The sequence below is a fragment of the Pseudomonas sp. TH37 genome, from assembly GCF_016650735.1.
Lineage (GTDB): Bacteria > Pseudomonadota > Gammaproteobacteria > Pseudomonadales > Pseudomonadaceae > Aquipseudomonas > Aquipseudomonas farris.
Window position 1 is genome coordinate 19,400 of record NZ_JAEKFD010000008.1, and the last position, 20,235, is coordinate 39,634.

Here is a 20,235-nt window from a genome sequence, read left to right on the forward strand (position 1 = left end):
TACCTGACCTGCGAATATGCAAAACGCCCCAGCCTCTCAACGAGAACCGGGGCGTTTTTTGTTTTCTTCAACGGTACGGCGTACAGCCTCAGCGCAGCGCTTTGCGGTTACGCGAAGTGAGCAGCGGCACCAGCACCACGATCAGCACGAACGCCAGCAGCGCCCACTGCGCCAAGGACAAGCCGAGGATCGGCGGGTACGGCGTAGAGCAGAAGCCATCGACCTGGAAGCCCAGCGGGAAGACCTTCGCCAGCGGCAGGCCGTCGACGATCGGTTGCAGCACATCGATGCCACAACTGACCGCAGGATAAAACTGGGTATAGACGTGATGCCCGGCCACTCCGGCACCCGCGATTGCGCCGATCACCACCAACGCTTCAAACAGTGTGATGCTGCGTCGGGTGCGCATCGCAGCGCCGATAAAGGCGAACAGCGCTATCAGCAACAGCGCGTAGCGTTGCAGGATGCACAGCGGGCACGGTGCCTCGCCCAGAGCCACCTGCATGTACAGCGCACCACCGATCAGCGCCAGACAGATAATGCCCAGCAACACCAGATAGCGCCGCTCACGCCCCAACCGCATCGTTTCCTCGCTCATCGCGTTTCCCTTTTGTGTCCGTGGATCAGCTCGCTGGCGGCTGCGCTTGCAGCTGCGGCATCAGGCTGATGTTGTCTTTGATATGCCAACTGGCGGCAATGCGATCTTGTCGATCTGATATCGGTTGCCCGGAAGTCTACACGCTGACCCGACATTTGAGAGCCTTGAACGGCCCCTGATCCCGGCCTCGGGCAAGGGATCTTGTCGATGAACACTTCGACAAGGCCGCTTTGGCCAATGTCGGGGAATAAACGATAAACCGGTTAAGAACGGATTAACTTTCAATTGTTTTTCAAGCATCAAGCCCGTGAAGACGGATCGATTGCTTACTGCTTCCACCGATCCGCCGCCGCATGATCGCTGTCACGCCCTTCCACCCAACGCGGCCCATCACCGGTGTTTTCTTTCTTCCAGAACGGCGCGCGGGTTTTCAGGTAGTCCATGACAAAGGCACAGGCATCGAACGCCGCCTGACGGTGAGCACTGGCAGCACCGACGAAGACGATCGGCTCGCCCGGCTCCAGCGCGCCGATGCGGTGCAACACTTCCAGCTTCAACAGCGGCCAGCGCTGCTCTGCCTCCAGGGCAATCTTGCCCAGGGCTTTTTCGGTCATGCCCGGGTAATGCTCAAGGAACATCCCGGCGACGTCGAGGCCGTCATTGAAGTCGCGCACGTACCCGACAAAACTCACCACCGCACCGACGCCCACATTGGCCGCGTGCATGGCGTTGACTTCAGCACCCGGGTCGAACGGCGTGGGCTGCACACGAATAGCCATGGCTCAGCCCCCGGTCACGGTCGGAAAAAACGCTACTTCATCGCCATCGCTCACCGGTTCGTCGAGCTGGCAGAGATCTTCGTTGCGGGCGCACATCAGGTTCTGCTCGCTCAGCACTTCGGCGCCGTCACGTTGGGCCAGCAGCGCGCGCACATCGTCGACCGTGGAAAAATCACCTTCGACCTTCACCGAGTCCACGCCGAGCGCTTCACGGTAACGGGCGAAAAACTTCACAGTAACGTTCATGGCTGATCCGCCTGGAAATGGCCGCTCTTGCCGCCGAGTTTCTCCAGCAGCCGCACGCTCTCGATGGTCATGCCACGATCCACGGCCTTGCACATGTCATAGATGGTCAGCGCCGCGACGCTGGCGGCAGTCAGCGCTTCCATTTCGACGCCGGTCTGCCCGGACAACTTGCAGCACGCCACGATGCGCACGGTGTCGTCGCCTTCGGCACTGAGTTCGACCTTGACGCCGGTAAGCATCAACGGGTGGCACAGAGGAATCAGATCGCTGGTTTTCTTCGCCGCCTGGATGCCGGCGATCCGCGCCACGGCGAACACGTCACCCTTGGGATGGCCGCCAGCAACGATCATCTGCAGGGTTTCGGGCAGCATGCGCACCAGCGCTTGGGCCGTCGCTTCACGGAACGTCACGTTTTTTTCAGTGACGTCGACCATATGGGCGCGACCTTGGGAATCGAGATGAGTCAGCACAGGGATACTCCTGATCAGGAGCATCGATTGTAAACCTGTGGGTCAAATTTCCGCACGTTTGATTATGCGTTTACACCGAACCCTGTGGGAGCGAGGCTTGCCCGCGATGCAGACGCTGCGGTTCAACAGGGACACCTCGGTGATGCCATCGCGGGCAAGCCCGCTCCCACAGGTTATTCGTCGGGCATAAAAAACCGGGCGGCTTTGGGCCGCCCGGTTCTATTGAAGCGATTACAGATGCGATTCGGCGTATTCGGCCAGAATCGAGCGTGGCACCCCTTGCAGGGTGATGTGCACACCGTTGGGGAAGTCCTTGAAGCGCTCGGTCAAGTACGTCAGCCCGGAGCTGGTCGCGGACAGGTAAGGGGTATCGATCTGCGCCAGGTTACCCAGGCACACCACTTTGGAACCGGCGCCGGCACGGGTGATGATGGTTTTCATCTGGTGCGGCGTGAGGTTCTGGCATTCATCGATCAGGATCAGACTCTGCTGGAAGCTGCGGCCTCGAATGTAGTTGAGGGATTTGAACTGCAACGGCACTTTGCTGAGGATGTAGTCGACGCTGCCATGGGTGTTTTCGTCGTCCATGTGCAGAGCTTCGAGGTTGTCGGTGATGGCGCCGAGCCAAGGCTCCATTTTTTCCGCTTCGGTGCCAGGCAGGAAGCCGATTTCCTGGTCCAGCCCCTGCACGCTGCGGGTGGCGATGATGCGCCGGTAGCGTTTGCTGACCATGGTCTGCTCGATGGCCGCCGCCAGTGCGAGGATGGTTTTACCCGAACCCGCTGCCCCGGTCAGGTTGACCAGGTGGATATCCGGGTCGAGCAAGGCGTACAGCGCCAGGCTTTGATAGATGTCACGCGGTTTCAGGCCCCAGGCTTCCTGGTGCAACAGGGGTTCCTGATGCAGGTCGAGAATCAGCAGGCGGTCTTCCTCGATCTCCTTGATCCAGCCGACAAAGCCCTGTTCGTCGATGATGAACTCATTGATATGCACAGCCGGCAGGTTGTCGATCAGCTGCACCTGATGCCAGGTGCGACCGTGGTCCTGACGGGTTTCGACATTCTTCACGCGATCCCAGAAGGAGCCGTCCATGTTGTGATAACCGTTGGGTAGCAGCGACACATCATCGACCAGTTGGTCGGTGCTGTAGTCCTCGGCCGCGATCCCGCAAGCCCGGGCCTTGAGGCGCATGTTGATGTCTTTGGTGACCAGCACCACGGGCAGCTTTGGTTCGCGCGCGTGCAGGTCGATCAACTGGTTGATGATGATGTTGTCGTTCAGATGCTCGGGCAGAATGATGTTCGGCTCAGTGCGCTTGCTCATCAGAATTGACAGCAAACCCTTGGGCCCACTCTTGCCGCGCTGGATCGGTACGCCGAGTTCAACGTCTTCGGGGCTGGCATCGCCCAAAGTCTTGTCGATCAGGCGAATCGCCTGGCGGCATTCCGCGGCAACGCTGTGATGCCCGCTCTTGAGCTTGTCCAGCTCTTCAAGCACGGTCATCGGGATGGCGACGTGGTGTTCTTCGAAATTAAGCAGGGCGTTTGGATCGTGAATCAATACGTTGGTATCGAGTACATAAAGGATTGGCTGGTTGGAAGAAGGGCTACGTCCGTGATCATCCATACTCGGTCACCTTTGTGGGAGCCAGTCGACGCAGTACCATGACAGTGCTGCGCCTCGAAGTGGCCGCCGAATTCACCTGCGAGGAGTCAAGTGAACTGCACACAAACTGGGGTCTTGGGAGACGCCACCTGTGTTGCAGGTTTCGGCGGTCTGTCTTCGTAATACTCCAAAACACATGACAGAAAAAAGCACTTTGACGTTTTTTTGAAGTTTATTTTTCAGAGTGACGAATAGCCCTTGGCGTGCAGGCAATGTGCCGTTAAAGTCGGAAGTCCGCCTGCACCGATTTCTCTGCAAAAATCGCCCTTCCCCCAATGTTTACGGCCTTTTGCCGTTTTCAGCGAAACGCCTCCTGACAGTCTGCCCAACCAATCCCGCTTGGCGCCGTGTGCGTGATGAGCCAGGGCATCGCCGTTTTCAGCGCATCCTGCTTCACATTGAAATTGATCACCCCGTGCCGCCACAGCAGCATCAGGGTTAACACCCGTTGTGCGCTCTGGCTGCCCTTGAGCTTGCCGGCGCCATCCTGGGCATCGATGTCCCACAACGCCACCTGCAAGCCCTGAGACGTGAAGAAGCCCTCGGCATCGGACCGGCGCTGGCCATCGGGCGGGCGAAACAGCGGCACGTAATTCTCCGGCAACTTGCCTTTGACCAACTCGACGCTGCGTCGCACCGAGTCCTGCCAGTCTTGCCAATGGCTGTGGGAGCGGAACTCCCAGCCTTGCACGCCCACGCATTGCTGCGAATAAGTCCCTTGCAGGCTGGCCACCGAACGCTGGGCCAGACGGGCCTGAATGTCCTTGCCGAGGACGAAGAACGTAGCGCTCATGTTCGATTTGCGCAGGTACTCGGTAACCCAGGCCGTGTTATCTGGCGTGGCATTGGCGGCGCTGTCGAAGGTCAGCAGGAACAGGCGATCATTCATGGCATCGCCATTGCGCTCATAGTCGCCAAAACGATCGACTTCGCTGCTGGCCTGCGGAAATAGCGCGGCCTTGCGCAACTGCTCGTCCAGGTACTGGGCGTGGAACAACCGGCTCGGCTCGGCCCATTTGATGTAATAGCTGTCGTCGCTCACCTGAAACTTCGCCGCTTGCTCACGCAAGGTGGCCATATCCTCGACCAGGAAACAGAAGGAAGCATCCTGATCGCAACTCTGCTGGGCGAAGTTGTAATTGGTCAGCAGTCGCTGCCACATGCGTTGGCGCAGCTGGTTGACCGACTCCAGATTGAGGGTGCGCAGGCCCAAGCGTTGAGCCAGGCTCGCTTCATCCAGCGATTCACTGGCCAGCAGAACGCGGGCAAACATGAGGATTTCGGCCCGTGAGGCGACGTCAAACAGCGTCGGGCTACTGAGCTGCTCAGGCCAGGTGCTGCGATCAAGCGTCGCCACATCGCCCGGCGCCGCCATGGCGCCAAAGCTCAAGAGCCAGGCCGAGAAAAGAAAAACGATACGCAATGGGATGTCTCCATAACAAAACCCGCGCGGCACTATATCGCGGGAAGATCAAAAGATCGCAGCCTCGCTTCGCTCGACAGCTCCTACAGATGTACGCGCACCGTAGGAGCTGCCGAGCGAAGCGAGGCTGCGATCTTGTTCCATGACACCACCGATCACCTATGACACCCATAGCTGGAGTCAACAAGGACAACCCCCTAGAATCGCCCCCACGATTAAAGGAGACGACTTCATGCTGATGGTGATTTCCCCCGCCAAGACCCTCGACTACGAAACACCGCCGGCGACCCAGCGCTTCACTCAGCCGCAATACCTCGACCATTCCCAGGAACTGATCCTGCAACTGCGCGACCTGACGCCGGCGCAGATCAGTGAGCTGATGCACGTCTCCGACAAGATCGGCGGTCTCAACGCCGCGCGTTTCGGCAGCTGGACCCCGGCCTTCACCCCTGCCAACGCCAAGCAGGCGTTGCTGGCATTCAAGGGTGATGTGTACACCGGCCTGAATGCACAAACCTTCAGCGAAGCCGACTTCGATTACGCCCAACAGCACTTGCGCATGCTCTCCGGCCTGTATGGCCTGCTGCGCCCCTTGGACCTGATGCAGCCCTATCGGCTGGAGATGGGCACCAAGCTGGCCAATGCCCGTGGCAAGGATTTGTACGCCTTCTGGGGTACGCGGATCAGCGAATGGCTGAACGAAGCCTTGGCCGATCAAGGCGATGACGTGCTGCTGAACCTGGCTTCCAACGAGTACTTCTCGGCGGTCAAACGCAGTGCCTTGAACGCGCGCATCATCAATACCGAGTTCAAGGATCTGAAGAACGGCCAGTACAAAATCATCAGCTTCTACGCGAAAAAGGCCCGCGGGATGATGAGTCGCTTCGTCATTGAAGAACGCATCAATGACCCGGTCGCCCTCAAGCAGTTCGACGTTCAGGGTTATCGCTACAGCGCCGAACAGTCTAAACCGGACAATCTGGTGTTCCTGCGCGATCACGCACCGGAGTAATAGAGCCTGCACTAAGTCAGCGCACGACACCCATTACTTCGTCGTGCGCGCCCCCGTTAATCGTCGAACAATCCTTTCCCTTTCGCCGTTTTATTGGCGCCAATATTCAAGCACTCAATTTTCTAACTTTAGTTTCACTCGACATTGATCATTTTTTTCAGTAGTGGCACTGAAAATTTTTACTCGTAGTGGCAAAAACATATCCAGAGCGACAATCGCCCCATATATAAAGGGCCAAAGGGCAAGTGCTATCAATATGAAAGCAGTGCCATCTTTTTCAATATTTCAAGAAATTTCAGAATTCGCGATGGGCGGACAGGAACTATGTCCAAATGCGCCGCTCATACCACCGGTAACGATTCTCTCGGTGATTGTGCGAGATAACTTACACAGACAAGAGATCCATGTAGCGAAGTTGTCACACTTACTTTGGCTTACTGATCACTTATTTGGGCAACACATGAAGGACAGGAGATAACGCACCATTACTATCCCCTACAAGGCCACGGCTGCGCCCCTATAAACGTGCTCACCTGAGCACCCAACCGCTTGATTTACGGGCTTTCGAGCCTGGCATTGAGCGCGCAAGACCTTTGCACGGAAGTCTTCTGAAAAGAGGATCGGCTGCATAACAGGGCAAGTCATAACAATAAGGCCTGGTTGCGCACATCTTGAGTGCACTTATTTAGACACTCGGAACTTAGTATGCCTGCACACGGCATTGTGGCGCCTTTAAGTCGCACTTGCGAGTGCACTATGACCGCTGAACACCATTAACTCCGGCCATGTAATGGCTTGATAAATACAGAGGTAATTGCGATGCGCATCAGCATATTTGGTTTGGGTTACGTCGGCGCAGTATGTGCCGGTTGCCTGTCTGCACGGGGCCATGACGTCGTTGGCGTCGATGTTGCCAAAGACAAAATCGATATGATCAACGCCGGCAAATCGCCGATCGTTGAACCGGGTTTGGGCGAACTTCTGCAGAAGGGTATCGAGACGGGCAAATTGCGCGGCACGACCAACTTCGCCGAGGCGATTCGTGACACCGACCTGTCGATGATCTGCGTCGGTACGCCGAGCAAGAAGAACGGCGATCTGGAACTGAACTACATCGAAGCCGTGTGCCGCGAGATCGGTTTTGTCCTGCGTGACAAGACCACCCGCCACACCATCGTGGTTCGCAGCACCGTCCTGCCGGGCACCGTAGCAAACGTGGTGATCCCGATCCTCGAAGACTGCTCCGGCAAAAAAGCCGGCGTCGACTTCGGCGTAGCGGTCAACCCTGAGTTCCTGCGTGAAAGCACCGCGATCGCCGATTACGATCTGCCGCCAATGACCGTTATCGGCGAGTTCGACAAGGCTTCGGGTGACGTTCTGCAATCGCTGTACGAAGAACTCGACGCACCGATCATCCGCAAGGACATCGCCGTTGCCGAGATGATCAAGTACACCTGCAACGTGTGGCACGCCACCAAGGTGACCTTCGCCAACGAGATCGGCAACATCGCCAAGGCCGTCGGTGTTGACGGTCGTGAAGTGATGGAAGTGGTCTGCCAGGACAAGACACTGAACCTGTCCCAGTACTACATGCGCCCAGGCTTTGCGTTCGGCGGCTCTTGCCTGCCTAAAGACGTCCGCGCCCTGACCTACCGCGCCGGTTCCCTGGACGTGGAAGCACCGCTGCTCAACTCGCTGATGCGCAGTAACGAGTCCCAGGTGCAGAACGCGTTCGACATCGTCTCCAGCCACGACAAACGCAAAGTCGCCCTGCTGGGTCTGAGCTTCAAGGCCGGCACCGACGACCTGCGCGAAAGCCCACTGGTTGATCTGGCGGAAATGCTGATCGGCAAGGGCTACGACCTGAGCATCTACGACAGCAACGTCGAGTACGCTCGCGTTCACGGTGCGAACAAGGATTACATCGAGTCGAAGATCCCTCACGTCTCGTCCTTGCTCAACTCCGACTTCGACGAAGTGATCGCAAACTCCGACGTGATCATCCTCGGCAACCGTGACGAAAAATTCCGCGCCCTGGCGCTGGAAGCTCCACACGGCAAGCAAGTGGTCGACCTGGTTGGCTTCATGTCCAAAGCCACCAGCGTGAGTGGCCGGACTGAAGGCATCTGCTGGTAACGCTGCATCTGTGTAGGAGCTGGCGAAGCCTGCGATCTTTTGATTTTCAGCGATATCACTGACGCCAAAAGATCGCAGCCTGCGGCAGCTCCTACCAGGATTTCTGGCGTCATCCAGAGCGGGTGACGTCAGTTTCACAGGCCTGCCTTAACCCCATCGGGCCACCCCACAGGCTCGCCCGAGATCGAGACGGATGCAGATTATGCACAGGCTAAAGCACGGCCTACTTCAGGCCGCCGGTTGGCTGTTTTACCTAAGTTTACTGATGGGCATCGCCATGGCGCTGCCTGCGTCCACGTTCGACTCCGAGTCGAAGGACTTCATCTTCCTGATCGGTATCGTCGGTATCTGGCGCTACTCGATGGGTGCCACGCACTTTCTGCGCGGCATGCTGTTTCTGTACGTGGTCTACCCGTACCTGCGGCGCAAAGTGCGCAAGCTGGGCAAAGCGGCAGACCCGTCCCATGTATTTCTGATGGTCACCAGCTTTCGTATCGACGCGCTGACCACCGCTCAGGTCTACAGCTCGGTAATCCGCGAGGCCATCGACTGCGAATTGCCGACCACCGTGGTCTGCTCCATCGTGGAAATGTCCGATGAGCTGCTGGTCAAGAGCCTCTGGAAACGCATGAACCCACCACCACGGGTCAAGCTCGACTTCGTGCGCATTCCCGGCACCGGCAAACGCGATGGCCTTGCCTACGGTTTCCGCGCCATCTCACGCCACCTGCCGGACGACCGTGCCGTGGTTGCCGTGATCGATGGCGACACCGTATTGGCCGAAGGCGTTGTGCTCAAGACCGTGCCGTGGTTCCAGCTGTTCGGCAATGTCGGCGGCCTGACCACCAACGAGTTCTGCGAAGTGCGCGGCGGCTACATCATGAGCGAATGGCACAAACTGCGATTCGCCCAGCGCCACATCAACATGTGCTCGATGGCCCTGTCCAAGCGCGTGCTGACCATGACCGGCCGGATGTCGGTATTCCGCGCCACCGTGGTCACCAACCCGGACTTCATCGCCGATGTGGAAAGCGACTCGCTGCAACACTGGCGCCTGGGCCGCTTCAAGTTCCTCACCGGTGACGACAAGTCGAGCTGGTTCAGCCTGATGCGCCTGGGCTATGACACTTTCTACGTGCCGGACGCCGCTATCCACACCGTGGAGCACCCGCCCGAGAAGAGCTTCATCAAGGCCAGCCGCAAACTGATGTTCCGCTGGTACGGCAACAACCTGCGGCAGAACTCTCGCGCCCTGGGCCTGGGGATGAAACGCCTCGGCCTGTTCACCTCGGTGGTGCTGTTCGATCAACGCGTGTCGATGTGGACGTCCTTGCTGGGCCTGACCGTGGCAATCCTCGCCACCTTCAAGTACGGCAGCGCGTTCATCCTGGTTTACCTGCTGTGGATCGGCATCACCCGCCTGATCCTTACAGTGCTGCTGTCCTGTTCCGGTCACCGGATCGGCCCGGCGTACCCGGCGATTCTCTATTACAACCAGATCGTCGGCGCGCTGGTGAAGATCTACGTGTTCTTCCGCCTCGATCAACAGTCCTGGACTCGCCAGCCCACTTCTCTGACCCGTGATCTCGCCAGCTTTCAACGTTGGTTCAACACTTGGTCGTCTCGGACCATGACCTTCTCCGCCGGCAGCATTTTTGTCGCCGTGCTGCTGCTGATGGTCTGACCGAACTCGCCTGAATTAACTAGGAAATCGCCCATATGAATACCGCCGTCAACTCCAACGTAGTGCATGAATCCGAAGCCCAGCGCCAACACGCTCGCGTGAAAATCCCGGCCAAGCTGCGTTTCTTCGGTCCAGATCGGACTCCGGTTGAAGCCCGGGTTATCGACCTTTCCGCTGGCGGCCTGGCGTTCAACGCCGGTCAGCTGCCGCTGAAGGTCGGCGATGTGCACAAGGCCCGCCTGCAGTTCGTGATCGATAACCTCGGCCTGGCCATGGACGTGGAATTGCAAATCCGCTCCGTCGATCGCCAGACCGGTCGTATCGGTTGCCAGTTCCAGAACCTGGAACCCCGTGACATTTCCACCCTGCGCCACCTGATCACCTCGCACCTGGCCGGCGACATCGTCAGCGTAGGTGAAATGCTGGCGACCCTGCAGCGCGACAACTTCACCAAGGCGCGCAAGGTCAAGGATGGCGGCCACGGCATGACCCCGCTCGGCCGTCTGAAAGCAGTGACCTTCAGCGCCGGTATCTTCGTGGTCGGCCTGGTGGCGTTCGGTTTCATTTTCAAATCGGTGTACGGCATGTACTTCGTCAGCCACGCTCAGGCTGGCCTGGTCAGCGTGCAGGGCATGAACATCACCATGCCGCGCGACGGCACCGTGCAGAGCCTGATCAAGGCTGACGGCGTCGCCGCCAAAGGCGCACCGCTGGCGACCTTCAGCACCAGCATGCTCGACGTACTCAAGGGCCATCTGGACGAAGACCAACTACAACCGTCCAAGGTTGAAGAACTGTTCGGCAAGCAAATGACCGGCACCCTGACTTCGCCGTGCGATTGCACCGTGTCTCAGCAACTGGTGGCTAACGGTCAGTACGCCAGCAAAGGCGACGTGATCTTCCAACTGGTGCCGCGTAACACCGAAGCCAACGTTGAAGCACGCTTCTCTTATCGCCAGTTCGGCGATGTGCGTCCAGGCACCACGGTCAGCTTCCAGATCGCCGGTGAAGACCAAACCCGTACCGGCAAGATTGTCAGCAGCACCAGCCTGAAAAGCGCCGACCTGTCGTCCGACATCCGCGTGCAGATCAAACCTGACGAGCCACTGGACAGCGCCTTCGCTGGTCGCCCAGTGGAAGTGAACAGCACTCGTGGCCCGAACCTGAACTGGCTGATCAACAAAGCCATGGCCGCCGGTCTTTAAACAGAGGACATGCCCGTGACGATCATCAGTCTCCTGAAAACACCGCGAATCCTGTGGGAGCGGGCTTGCCCGCGATTGGATCAACGCGGTCTTTCTGAAGCACCGAGCCGCCTGAATCGCGGGCAAGCCCGCTCCCACAGTGGTTATGTGGTGTGCTCGCTGGCTTTGGCCATCAGCCTGGCCGGTTGCGCCGGTCTGCCCGACCAGCGTCTGGCCAATGAAGCTCTCAAGCGTGGCGACACCACGCTAGCGGCGCAGAACTATCAGCAACTGGCAGACCTGGGTTACAGCGAAGCTCAGGTTGGCCTGGCCGATCTGCAGGTCGACAGCCGTGACCCGGCGCAAATCAAAAAGGCCGAGGCGACTTACCGCGCCGCGGCCAGCGTCTCGCCGCGAGCTCAGGCTCGCCTGGGTCGTCTGCTGGTGGCCAAACCCGGCGCCACCGAAGCCGAACATCACGAAGCCGAAGCGCTGTTGAAGAAAGCCTCGGCCAATGGCGAAGGCAATACCCTGATCCCGCTGGCGATGCTGTACCTGCAATACCCGCACAGTTTCCCGAACGTCAACGCCCAGCAGCAGATCAGCCAATGGCGCACCGAAGGCAAACCGGAAGCCGGTCTGGCGCAAGTGCTGCTCTATCGCACCCAGGGCACTTACGACCAGCATCTGGATGACGTGGAAAAGATCTGCAAAGCAGCGTTGAACACCACCGACATCTGCTACGTCGAACTGGCCACGGTCTATCAGAAACGCGGCCAGCCAGAGCAACAGGCAGAACTGATCAAGCAGATGCAGGCTGGTCAAAGCCGTGGCGTCGTCACTGCGCAACGTGTGGACAGCGTGGCTCGCGTACTGGGCGATGCAAGCCTGGGCAAGACCGACGAGAAAACCGCTCAGTCGCTGCTCGAAGGCATCGCACCTGGCTACCCGGCGTCCTGGGTCAGCCTCGCGCAATTGCTCTACGACTTCCCTGAACTGGGCGACGTCGACACCATGATGAAGTACCTGGACAACGGCCGCGCCGCTGATCAGCCCCGCGCCGAACTGTTGCTGGGCAAGCTCTACTTCGAAGGAAAAATGGTGCCGGCCGACGCCAAGGTCGCCGAAGAGCACTTCAAGAAAGCTGTCGGCCGGGAAGTCGCCGCCGATTACTACCTCGGCCAGATTTACCGTCGTGGTTACCTGGGCAAGGTCTATCCGCAGAAAGCCCTGGATCACCTGCTGACTGCTGCGCGTAACGGCCAGAACAGCGCCGATTTCGCCATTGCCCAACTGTTCTCCCAAGGCAAGGGCACCCGGCCCGACCCGGTCAACGCTTATGTCTTCAGCCAATTGGCGAAGGCTCAAAACACCCCACAAGCCAATGAGCTTGCGCAAACAATCGAAACGCAACTGCCGCCTGACCGGCTGGCCGAGGCCCAACGCCTGCTGAAACAAGAGCAGGCCATTCGTAGCGCCGTGAGTTCGGACACGCTGGAACTGCACGCCCTGCAAGAAGAAGACGGCGAGGAATCCCTATGAAGCTTAATCCATTCGTGAAGGCCGGTATTGGCCTGACATTCGCCCTGCTGTGGTCGTGCCCGACCCTGGCGGCCCTGACCGAAGACAAGAACTTCGGCCTCGAAGTCAAAGTTACCGGCCAGTCCGAAGACGACCGTGACCTGGGCACTGCCAGCGGCGGCGACGTTTCCGGCGTCGGCCTCGACCTGCGTCCATGGGTATACGGCGAAAGCGGCGCGTGGAGCGCCTACGCCATGGGCCAGGCCGTGACGTCCACCGACATCATCGAAACGGACACCCTGCAACAGTCCGACAGCGACGGTACCCAGACCACCGACAACGGTGATCGCAAAACCAAGAAGAACTACCTGGCGATGCGCGAGTTCTGGGTCGGCTACAGCGGCCTCACGCCCTACCCTGGCGAGATCCTCAAGCTCGGTCGCCAACGCCTGCGCAACGACGACGGCCAATGGCGCGACACCAACATCGAAGCCCTGAACTGGACCTTCGACACCACCCTGTTGCGCGCCAACGTCGGTGTCGCCGAACGTTTCAGCGAATACCGCACCGACTTGAAAGAGCTGGCGCCCAAGGACAAGGATCGCCTGCACGTTTTCGGCGACGTTGCCACTCAATGGTCGCCGGGTAACTGGGTCGGCATTCGCGGTCATCACACCCATGATGACGGCAAGCTCGACTACCCGGAGCCGGGTGTGGCCGGCGATTCGCTGGATAAAAAACAGAACGGTGACATCAGTTGGCTCGGCCTCACCGCCGACAGCGACGCCTATAACTGGCGCAACACCAACACCGTCAACTACTGGGGCAGCATCACCGGCATGAGCGGCGACACCGACACGGTCAACCCGCTGAACGCCGATGGCACGCGTCCGACCGAAGCCAAACGTGGTGAAGACCTCAATGGCTGGGCCACCGATATCGGCCTGCGTCTGCGCCTTGATCCGCAGTGGCAAGTCGGTGCGGCGTATGCCCGTGCCAGCGCCGAGTACGAACAGACCGGCCTGGAAAGCAATCGCTCGAACTACACCGGTACACGCTCGCGGGTTCACCGTTTCGGCGAAGCCTTCCGTGGCGAAATGAACAACATGCAGACCGCTACCTTGTTCGGCTCGTGGATGCTCAACGACGAATACGACGCCAGTCTGATCTACCACAAGTTCTGGCGCGTCGACGGCAACAAGCCGGTGGGCAGCAACGGCATCAACGCCGTCGAAAACAACACCGACGACGTAACCGGCGCGATCCTCTCCAGCACCTCTCTGCCGCTGGAAGATGGCAACAAAGACCTCGGTCAGGAAATGGACCTGGTGGTCACCAAGTACTTCAAGCAAGGCCTGCTGCCAGCAGCGTTGAGCCAGTCGATCGATGAGCCTTCGGCACTGGTACGGTTCCGTGGCGGTGTGTTCAAGCCAGGCGATGCCTATGGCAAAGAAGTTGACTCGTACATGCACCGCGCGTTTGTCGACGTGGTCTGGCGCTTCTGATGCAAACCGCGAAGGGAGTGCCCGACATGAACAGTGCCAAGAAAGGCTCGATCAGCCTGCTGGCCGGCGCGCTACTGCTCGCCAGCGCAGCCGCCTTCGCCACCGTCGAACCGGCCAAGCCTGTGCAACAGGGCAAATCGACGACCATGGCCAAGGGGCTGCAACAGGCCAAGACCTACACCGTCAGCAGCGCGCCAACCGCGCCGCTGGACCTGGCCAAGCCTAAACTGCCGGACACTTCTGGCTACACCGCCGAAGCCATCGCGGCGAAAATCGTGCGCACCAAACCCGGCAAGATCAGCGTGCGCCGGATGATGCAGGAAAACGCCCTGAAGGACTTCATCGGCGGTGACAACAAGATGGCAGAGTGGGTGGTGCGTCAGCATGGCATCCCGCAAGCGATCTTCATCGACGACGGCTACATGAACCTCAAGGACCTGGCGAAGAAGCTGCCCAAGCAGTACTTCAGCGAAACTTCGCCGGGGGTGTTCCTGGCGAAGTTGCCGATCGTGGTGGGTAACAAGGGCATTCTGGAAATCGACAAGCAGACCCAGGAATTGCGCCTGTCCCAAGAGGCCGGTTCGTTCCTGGTCAACGACGGCCAGCTGTTCGTGCGTGATACCAAAATCACTGGCTGGAGCGAGAAGGCAAACGGCCCGGCGGCCTTCAAGTCGCCCAAGGAGTTCCGTCCGTTCCTGCTGTCCTGGGGTGGCACCGAGACCTATATCGCCAACAGCAAGATCGCCAGTTTCGGTTACGCCAACAGTAAGTCTTACGGCGTGAGTATTTCCCAATACACGCCGAACATGGCCAAGGTGCTCAAGCGCCCTGAACCGTCCGGCTGGATCGTCGGCTCCGAGTTCTCGGACATGTGGTACGGCTTCTACTGCTACGAAACCCGCGACTTCGTGGTCAAGGGCAACACCTACAAAGACAACATCGTCTACGGCATCGACCCCCATGACCGTTCCCACGGTCTGATCATCGCCGACAACACGGTGTACGGGACCAAGAAGAAGCACGGGATCATTATTTCCCGTGAGGTCAACGACAGCTTCATCTTCAACAACCGCAGCTACGACAACAAATTGTCGGGCCTGGTGATCGACCGTAACAGTGTGAACAACCTGATCGCCTACAACGAGATCTACAAGAACCACACCGATGGCATCACCCTCTATGAGAGTGCTGACAACCTGTTGTGGGGCAACAAGGTGATCAGCAACCGACGCCACGGCATCCGTATTCGTAACAGCGTGAACATTCGCCTGTACGAAAACGTCTCGATGGCCAACGGCCTGACCGGTGTCTACGGGCACATCAAAGATTTGAGCGACACCGACCGGGACATCAAGCTCGATCCGTTCGACGCCCAGGTGTCCCTGATTGTGGTCGGTGGTGAACTGGCCGCCAATGGCAGCGGACCACTGTCGATCGACTCGCCGCTGAGCGTGGAGTTGTATCGCGTGTCGATGCTCGCACCGACCAAATCCAGCGGCATCAGCTTCTCGGGGATTCTCGGCGAACGCCAGGATGAAATTCTCGACCTGCTGGTGCGCCAGCAGAAAGCCGTGCTGATCGACCCTGTCGAACGCCAGACCGAAATGCGGGACTGAGGATAATTTTATGCACTCACACTTGATCAAATTACTCAGCCTGTCGGCCCTGACCGCGGGCATTCTCGCGGCCAGTGGCGGTGTTCGCGCCGATGACGCCGCCAGCGTAAGCGCACCGAAATTCAAGGCCGATGATTGCTGTAATCTCTGCCCCGAAGCCCACGATCCGAAGAACTACACCACCCGCTATCAGCAGAACTTCACCACGCTGGTGCAGGCGCAGGGCGATTGGCTGTTCCGTACGCAAGAAGACTTGCGCACCGAGTTCGACACTACACCCGCCGGCTACAAACGCATGAAACAACTGCACGATGCGTTCAAGAGCAAAGGCGTGGAACTGGTCATCGTTTACCAGCCGACCCGTGGCCTGGTAAACCGCAACAAGCTGAACCCGGCAGAGAAGGCGAGCTACGACTTCGACAAGGCGCTGAAGAACTACAAAACCATGCTCGGGCGTTTCGCGCAGATGGGTTACGTGGTCCCGGACCTGTCCCCGCTGACCAACGAATCGCTGCCCGATACCCTGCCGGCTCACGATTTCTACTTCCGCGGCGACCAACACTGGACGCCGTATGGCGCCCAGCGCACAGCGCAAATTGTCGCCGAGAAGGTCAAGCAATTGCCGGCCTTCGCCGACGTTCCCAAGCGTGAATTCGAGACCCATAAGTCGGGTCGCATGGGCAAGACCGGAACGTTACACAACATGGCTGGTCAACTCTGTGGCACCAGCTACGCGATCCAGTACATGGATCAGTTCACCACCGAGCCAAAAGGCGAAGCGGGCGATGGCGATCTGTTCAGTGATTCCGGTAATCCGGAAATCACCCTGGTCGGCACCAGCCACAGTGGCAAGAACTACAACTTCGCCGGTTTCCTCGAAGAGGCCATCGGCGCCGACATTCTCAACGTGGCGTTCCCCGGTGGTGGCTTCGAAGGTTCGATGCTGCAGTACCTGGGCAGCGAAGAGTTCCAGACCAAACCGCCGAAAATCCTCATCTGGGAATTCTCGCCGCTTTATCGCCTCGATCAGGAAACCATCTACCGCCAAATGATGGCGCTGCTGGACAACGGTTGCGAAGGCAAAGATGCACAGATGAGTGCCAGTGCCACGCTGAAACCGGGCAAAAACGAATTGATGGTCAACAGCAAGAACCTGGACCTGCGCAACAGCAGTCACCAGGTCGATATCCGCTTCGCCGACACCTCGGTGAAAACCTTGCAAGCCACCCTCTGGTACATGAACGGGCGCCACGAGGACATCAAGATCGACAAACCGGAAACCTCCGATACCGACGGGCGTTTCGCCTTCGAGTTGCGCACGGACGAAGACTGGGCCTCGCAGAATCTGCTGGCCGTCGAAGTCCAGGGACCTGAAAAACCAGGTACCACGCCTCAGAAAGTCGAAGCGAAAATCTGCAAACGCAACGTGTTCTCCGGCGCCGAGCAGCGTACCGCTCAAGCCGGGCAATGAGGCTACCTCTTATGAACTGCATGCAAACCCGAACGCTGAAAAAGTTACTCGCGCCCTCCCTGCTGACGCTGGCGATGTTCGCCGGCGCCACCCAGGCCGCCGCGCCACTGCGCCCGCCCCAGGGTTACTTCGCGCCAATTGAAAAAGTCAAAACCGGCGGCAAGAGTGAAGGCTGCGACGCGATGCCGACGCCCTACACCGGCGCCCTGCAATTTCGCAGCAAATACGAAGGCTCCGACAAGGCCCGTTCGACCCTGAACGAGGCATCGGAAAAAGCCTTCCGCGACACCACCGCCGACATCACCAAGATCGAGCGCGCCACCAGCAAGCAGGTGATGCAGTTCATGCGTGACGGTCGTCCGGAACAACTGGAGTGCACGCTCAACTGGCTAACGGCCTGGGCCAAGGCCGATGCGTTGATGTCCAAGGACTTCAACCATACCGGCAAGTCCATGCGCAAATGGGCGTTGGGCAGCATGGCTTCGTCCTATGTTCGCCTGAAGTTCTCTGACTCGCATCCACTGGCTACCCACCAGGAAGAAGCGCAAGTGATTGAAGCCTGGTTCAGCAAAATGGCTGATCAGGTGGTCAGCGATTGGGACAACCTGCCGCTCGAGCAAACCAACAACCACTCGTACTGGGCAGCCTGGTCGGTGATGGCCACGTCGGTCGCCACCAACCGCCGCGACCTGTTCGATTGGGCCGTCAAGGAATACAAGGTCGGCGTCAATCAGGTCGACGCCCAAGGCTTCCTGCCCAACGAGCTCAAGCGCCAGCAACGCGCCCTCGCCTATCACAACTACGCCCTGCCGCCACTGGCGATGATCGCCAGTTTCGCTCAGGTCAACGGTGTGGATCTGCGTCAGGAAAACAATGGTGCCTTGAAACGCCTGGGTGATCGCGTGCTTGCAGGCGTGGAAGACCCGGATGAATTCGAGGAGAAGAACGGTAAAGAGCAGGACATGACCGACCTCAAGGTCGATTCGAAATTCGCCTGGCTCGAACCGTTCTGCTCGCTCTACACCTGCACGCCGGATGTGCTGGCGCAGAAACACAAAATGCAGCCGTTCAAGACCTTCCGCCTCGGCGGGGATTTGACCAAGGTCTACGACCCGGCCAGCGAGAAGGGCAAAGGTTCCTAGGAACAATACAAAACCCTGTGGGAGCGGGCTTGCCCGCGATTGCAATCTGACATTCAGCATTGATGTCGACTGACCCACCGCTATCGCGGGCAAGCCCGCTCCCACAGGGTCGGTGTCGAGTTTGAGTTTTGTGAGTTAGCCCTCCGGTTTTCGGTGGGGGGTTTGGGGGGGCCGTTGGCCCTTGACTGTTGGTTAAACATGGAGAGATCGGGATGGTATTTTCATCCAACGTGTTCCTGTTTCTGTTCTTGCCGATCTTTCTCGGCATGTACTACTTGAGCGGAATACGCTATCGCAACTTGCTGCTGCTGATCGCCAGCTACGTGTTCTACGCCTGGTGGCGTGTGGACTTCCTTGCGCTGTTCGCAGCCGTCACGCTGTGGAACTACTGGATCGGCCTGAAAGTCGGTGCGGCAGGCGTTCGGACCAAACCGGCCCAGCGCTGGTTGCTCCTGGGCGTGGGCGTCGACCTGTGCATCCTCGGCTACTTCAAGTACGCCAACTTCGGCGTGGACAGCATCAACGCGATGATGACCTCGGTCGGTCTGTCGCCGTTCATCCTGACCCATGTGCTGTTGCCGATCGGGATCTCGTTCTACATCTTCGAGTCCATCAGCTACATCATCGACGTCTACCGTGGTGATACGCCGGCGACCCGCAACCTGATCGACTTTGCCGCATTCGTGGCGATCTTCCCGCACCTGATCGCGGGCCCCGTGTTGCGTTTCCGTGACCTGGCCGATCAGTTCAACAACCGCACCCACACCCTCGACAAGTTCTCCGAAGGTGCCACGCGGTTCATGCAGGGCTTCATCAAGAAGGTCTTCATCGCCGACACCCTGGCGGTGGTGGCCGACCATTGCTTCGCCTTGCAGAACCCGACCACGGGCGACGCCTGGCTCGGCGCCCTGGCCTACACCGCGCAGCTGTACTTCGACTTCTCCGGCTACAGTGACATGGCGATTGGTCTGGGCTTGATGATGGGTTTCCGCTTCATGGAAAACTTCAAACAGCCGTACATCAGCCAGTCGATCACCGAGTTCTGGCGTCGCTGGCACATCAGCCTGTCGACCTGGTTGCGTGACTATCTGTACATCACCCTCGGCGGTAACCGTAAAGGCACGCTGATGACCTATCGCAACCTGTTCCTGACCATGCTCCTCGGTGGTCTGTGGCACGGCGCGAACATCACCTACATCGTCTGGGGTGCCTGGCACGGCATGTGGCTGGCGATCGAAAAGGCCCTCGGCCTGAACACTTCGCCGCGCAGCATCAACCCGATCCGTTGGGCGCTGACCTTCCTGCTTGTTGTCATGGGCTGGGTGATCTTCCGCTCGGAAAACCTGCACGTTGCCGGTCGCATGTATGGCGCGATGTTCAGCTTCGGCGAATGGTCGCTGTCGGAACTCAACCAGGCCAACCTCACCGGTCTGCAAGTGGCCACTCTGGTGGTGGCTTACGCAACCCTGGCGTTCTTCGGCATCCGTGACTTCTACACCAACCGGCCACCGGTCAAGACCAAGCCTGCTGCCAACGTCGAGGCCGATGGCCCTGCCGCGGCTACGCCTGGAATGATCAAAGCCGTACCGGGTGACAACCCGGCCAGCATCCACGAACCGGGTTACACCGTCGGCGTTGAAGCGACTGTGCAACCGGCCTACTGGACCGCTGACTGGTCCCGTTACGTGATGCGCACGCTGGTACTGCTGCTGTTCATCGCCTCGATTCTCAAACTCTCGGCGCAAAGCTTCTCGCCGTTCCTTTACTTCCAGTTCTGAGGGAT

16 protein-coding genes and 1 pseudogene are annotated in these 20,235 nt (G+C 58.9%); 10 read left to right on the top strand and 7 right to left on the bottom strand.

The window, feature by feature from the left end; genetic code table 11:
• Window positions 1-88 precede the first annotated feature (88 nt).
• From JFU11_RS19745 to JFU11_RS19770, 7 genes and pseudogenes are all read right to left on the bottom strand, one after another.
• Window positions 89-598, bottom strand: coding sequence for a disulfide bond formation protein B (locus tag JFU11_RS19745; protein ID WP_052966645.1), 510 nt, complete (start codon window positions 596-598; stop codon window positions 89-91).
• 25 nt (window positions 599-623) lie between these two features.
• Window positions 624-773, bottom strand: a pseudogene (locus tag JFU11_RS28340) (ester cyclase); the annotation flags it as partial.
• A 151-nt stretch (window positions 774-924) separates the two neighbouring features.
• Complete coding sequence (gene moaE / locus JFU11_RS19750) at window positions 925-1,377, bottom strand: molybdopterin synthase catalytic subunit MoaE (protein WP_201061879.1); 453 nt, start codon at window positions 1,375-1,377, stop codon at window positions 925-927.
• A gap of 3 nt (window positions 1,378-1,380) precedes the next feature.
• Window positions 1,381-1,623, bottom strand: a complete 243-nt coding sequence (gene moaD / locus JFU11_RS19755) for a molybdopterin converting factor subunit 1 (RefSeq protein ID WP_123719936.1) — start codon at window positions 1,621-1,623, stop codon at window positions 1,381-1,383.
• Window positions 1,620-2,093, bottom strand: a complete 474-nt coding sequence (gene moaC, locus JFU11_RS19760; RefSeq protein ID WP_123719937.1) for a cyclic pyranopterin monophosphate synthase MoaC — start codon at window positions 2,091-2,093, stop codon at window positions 1,620-1,622. Before moaC ends, moaD begins: the two co-directional genes overlap by 4 nt.
• 231 nt (window positions 2,094-2,324) lie before the next feature.
• On the bottom strand, window positions 2,325-3,719 hold the full coding sequence (locus JFU11_RS19765) for a PhoH family protein (protein ID WP_008010591.1): 1,395 nt from the start codon (window positions 3,717-3,719) through the stop codon (window positions 2,325-2,327).
• 337 nt (window positions 3,720-4,056) lie between these two features.
• Entirely contained in the window at window positions 4,057-5,181 is a 1,125-nt protein-coding gene (locus JFU11_RS19770; protein WP_201061880.1) for a polysaccharide deacetylase family protein, read from the bottom strand.
• Between the two features lie 232 nt (window positions 5,182-5,413).
• Here JFU11_RS19770 and yaaA point away from each other — a divergent pair, with 232 nt between their 5' ends.
• The 10 genes from yaaA (at window position 5,414) to JFU11_RS19820 (ending at window position 20,230) form a co-directional block, all read left to right on the top strand.
• On the top strand, window positions 5,414-6,193 hold the full coding sequence (gene yaaA / locus JFU11_RS19775) for a peroxide stress protein YaaA (RefSeq protein ID WP_123501039.1): 780 nt from the start codon (window positions 5,414-5,416) through the stop codon (window positions 6,191-6,193).
• 819 nt (window positions 6,194-7,012) lie between these two features.
• Entirely contained in the window at window positions 7,013-8,329 is a 1,317-nt protein-coding gene (locus JFU11_RS19780; protein WP_123719939.1) for a nucleotide sugar dehydrogenase, read from the top strand.
• A gap of 199 nt (window positions 8,330-8,528) precedes the next feature.
• Window positions 8,529-10,013: a mannuronan synthase gene (gene alg8, locus JFU11_RS19785; protein ID WP_187326400.1), complete on the top strand. Its 1,485-nt coding sequence runs from the start codon at window positions 8,529-8,531 to the stop codon at window positions 10,011-10,013.
• A gap of 35 nt (window positions 10,014-10,048) precedes the next feature.
• Window positions 10,049-11,218 (top strand): alginate biosynthesis protein Alg44, encoded by a 1,170-nt coding sequence (locus JFU11_RS19790; protein WP_123719941.1) that lies wholly within the window; start codon window positions 10,049-10,051, stop codon window positions 11,216-11,218.
• Between the two features lie 9 nt (window positions 11,219-11,227).
• The gene (algK, locus tag JFU11_RS19795; protein ID WP_187326396.1) at window positions 11,228-12,739 is read left to right on the top strand and encodes an alginate biosynthesis TPR repeat lipoprotein AlgK; all 1,512 of its coding nucleotides are present in this window, start codon (window positions 11,228-11,230) and stop codon (window positions 12,737-12,739) included.
• Window positions 12,736-14,223: an alginate export family protein gene (locus JFU11_RS19800; RefSeq protein ID WP_123719942.1), complete on the top strand. Its 1,488-nt coding sequence runs from the start codon at window positions 12,736-12,738 to the stop codon at window positions 14,221-14,223. The genes algK and JFU11_RS19800 overlap by 4 nt, the downstream gene beginning before the upstream one ends.
• Window positions 14,224-14,249: 26 nt before the next feature.
• On the top strand, window positions 14,250-15,839 hold the full coding sequence (gene algG, locus JFU11_RS19805) for a mannuronan 5-epimerase AlgG (protein ID WP_201061881.1): 1,590 nt from the start codon (window positions 14,250-14,252) through the stop codon (window positions 15,837-15,839).
• Between the two features lie 10 nt (window positions 15,840-15,849).
• Complete coding sequence (locus JFU11_RS19810; RefSeq protein WP_201061882.1) at window positions 15,850-17,310, top strand: alginate O-acetyltransferase; 1,461 nt, start codon at window positions 15,850-15,852, stop codon at window positions 17,308-17,310.
• A gap of 11 nt (window positions 17,311-17,321) precedes the next feature.
• The gene (locus JFU11_RS19815; RefSeq protein ID WP_123719945.1) at window positions 17,322-18,452 is read left to right on the top strand and encodes a mannuronate-specific alginate lyase; all 1,131 of its coding nucleotides are present in this window, start codon (window positions 17,322-17,324) and stop codon (window positions 18,450-18,452) included.
• Between the two features lie 212 nt (window positions 18,453-18,664).
• Entirely contained in the window at window positions 18,665-20,230 is a 1,566-nt protein-coding gene (locus JFU11_RS19820) for an MBOAT family protein (RefSeq protein ID WP_201121351.1), read from the top strand.
• Window positions 20,231-20,235 lie beyond the last annotated feature (5 nt).

Excerpts from the sequence above, each read along its gene's own strand:
- JFU11_RS19745 (WP_052966645.1), bottom strand. The coding sequence starts at position 598 with ATGAGCGAGGAAACGATGCGGTTGGGGCGTGAGCGGCGCTATCTGGTG.
- moaE (WP_201061879.1), bottom strand. The coding sequence starts at position 1,377 with ATGGCTATTCGTGTGCAGCCCACGCCGTTCGACCCGGGTGCTGAAGTC.
- moaD (WP_123719936.1), bottom strand. The coding sequence starts at position 1,623 with ATGAACGTTACTGTGAAGTTTTTCGCCCGTTACCGTGAAGCGCTCGGC.
- JFU11_RS19765 (WP_008010591.1), bottom strand. The coding sequence starts at position 3,719 with ATGGATGATCACGGACGTAGCCCTTCTTCCAACCAGCCAATCCTTTAT.
- yaaA (WP_123501039.1), top strand. The coding sequence starts at position 5,414 with ATGCTGATGGTGATTTCCCCCGCCAAGACCCTCGACTACGAAACACCG.
- JFU11_RS19780 (WP_123719939.1), top strand. The coding sequence starts at position 7,013 with ATGCGCATCAGCATATTTGGTTTGGGTTACGTCGGCGCAGTATGTGCC.
- JFU11_RS19790 (WP_123719941.1), top strand. The coding sequence starts at position 10,049 with ATGAATACCGCCGTCAACTCCAACGTAGTGCATGAATCCGAAGCCCAG.
- algK (WP_187326396.1), top strand. The coding sequence starts at position 11,228 with ATGCCCGTGACGATCATCAGTCTCCTGAAAACACCGCGAATCCTGTGG.
- JFU11_RS19800 (WP_123719942.1), top strand. The coding sequence starts at position 12,736 with ATGAAGCTTAATCCATTCGTGAAGGCCGGTATTGGCCTGACATTCGCC.
- algG (WP_201061881.1), top strand. The coding sequence starts at position 14,250 with ATGAACAGTGCCAAGAAAGGCTCGATCAGCCTGCTGGCCGGCGCGCTA.
- JFU11_RS19810 (WP_201061882.1), top strand. The coding sequence starts at position 15,850 with ATGCACTCACACTTGATCAAATTACTCAGCCTGTCGGCCCTGACCGCG.
- JFU11_RS19815 (WP_123719945.1), top strand. The coding sequence starts at position 17,322 with ATGAACTGCATGCAAACCCGAACGCTGAAAAAGTTACTCGCGCCCTCC.
- JFU11_RS19820 (WP_201121351.1), top strand. The coding sequence starts at position 18,665 with ATGGTATTTTCATCCAACGTGTTCCTGTTTCTGTTCTTGCCGATCTTT.